The following is a 1541-nucleotide window of genomic DNA, read 5'->3' as shown; positions in this document are numbered from 1 at the left end:
CTGAGGTGTGCTGTCAAAAATGGAGTCCATGTGTTTAAGCAGCGGCTAGATTTGCATAGTATCGCTGCGTAAATTGTGCTGGTGACAGATAACCTAATCTTTCCTGCATGCGCTGCCTGTTATAGAAGATTTCGATATATTCGGTAATCTCCTGAATGGCTTGTTGCCGTGTTTTGAATCTCCGATGATGCACCAGTTCGGTTTTAAGTATCCCCCAGAAGCTTTCCATCGGAGCATTATCATAGCAATCACCTTTGCGACTCATGGAAGCGATCATGCCAAATTGCTGTAATAGATTCTGGTAATCATGCGCACAGTATTGGCCACCTCGATCTGAGTGAGCAATTAGCCCCTTATCCGGATGTTTACTTGCAGTTGCACGAAATAATGCTTGTATAACCAGTCTCTTTGTCATTCTCTCATTCATGGCATAGCCCACCAGTTCGCCATTAAATAGATCTTTTATTCCAGCCAAGTACAACCAGCCCTCATCCGTAGGAATATAAGTGATGTCACTGACCCATACTTTACCAGGTGCATTAACAGCAAATTCCCGGTTCAGAATATTGGGCGCAACCGGTAAATTATGTTTAGAATCGGTCGTCGCCTTGAATTTTAACTTTTGCTTATAACGCAAACCCAACTTCTTGCGCAATGTTCGAACGCGATATGGTGTGGTTTGTACTCCGTGATCTGCCAAATCAAGATGCAGACGCTTCGCACTGTAGGTCTCTCGTGTACGTTGGTGTGCAGCCAGTATTTCTACTTCCAGTCTTGTATTCTCCCGCTTACGGTTACAAAGCGGGCGAGTTCTTTGGGTATGAAAACCGCTCTCGGAAACATTAAGTACTCGACACATGAGCGCAATCGGATAGCTTCGTCGCATCAATTCAATCAGACCGTATCTCACCGTGACTCCTTGGCGAAATACGTCGCACACTTTTTTATAAAGTCACGCTCCATCTTCACTTCTGCTAATTCTCGTTTAACTCTGGATAGCTCTAACTCAAGTTCAGTCAGCGGCTTCTGATGCTTGCCTACTGCAGCGAGTTCTCCCCGTTTGTCAGCATAAACCCAGTTCTTTAGTGTCCCCTTGGGTAACGACAGTCGTTTCGCAGCTTCAACCAGAGTCAATCCACTTTCTTTGAAAAACTTAACTGATTCCTTCCGAAATTCCTGACTATATTGGGTGCGCGGTAATTCCATCTTCATCCTCCATTTCATCTCTTCATTTTATGAAACTTCGGACTCCTTGAAAATCAGCATACCTCAGTTTAGAATTATCTACGGGTACAAATGCACCCAGTCTCCTGGTCAGATTCCCTTTAGATAAAGAGCGATCAACTGAACTGGCTTTAACAGCCACACCATTGTTGGCAACCAATACAAACCCGTTGCCGCGCTCCTTGATTTCAAGGCCATGTCTAGCTAGAACCTGATGCAAATCCTGCCAGTTATCCGCGTCTTTGATTTCAGTGAGTGCCTCACGCTTGATCCAGCCCAGCAAGCTCTCAACACCGGTTCTGGCTTCAATTTCTTGC

General features: G+C 45.1%; 2 protein-coding genes. Both read right to left on the bottom strand.

What is annotated here, in order from left to right; all coding sequences use genetic code 11:
* Window positions 1-34: 34 nt before the first annotated feature.
* A protein-coding gene (locus Q7U10_02880) for an IS3 family transposase (protein MDO8281561.1) occupies window positions 35-1206 on the bottom strand; the annotation gives its coding sequence in 2 pieces (ribosomal slippage) (window positions 35-939 and window positions 939-1206; 1173 coding nt in all).
* A 22-nt stretch (window positions 1207-1228) separates the two neighbouring features.
* A partial coding sequence (locus Q7U10_02875; protein ID MDO8281560.1) for a relaxase/mobilization nuclease domain-containing protein occupies window positions 1229-1541 on the bottom strand: 313 nt, incomplete at its 5' end.

This window comes from Thermodesulfovibrionia bacterium, from assembly GCA_030646035.1.
Taxonomy (GTDB): domain Bacteria; phylum Nitrospirota; class Thermodesulfovibrionia; order UBA6902; family UBA6902; genus JACQZG01.
The sequence above is the reverse complement of the archived record's forward strand: the minus strand, read 5'-3'. Positions and strand labels throughout refer to the sequence as shown.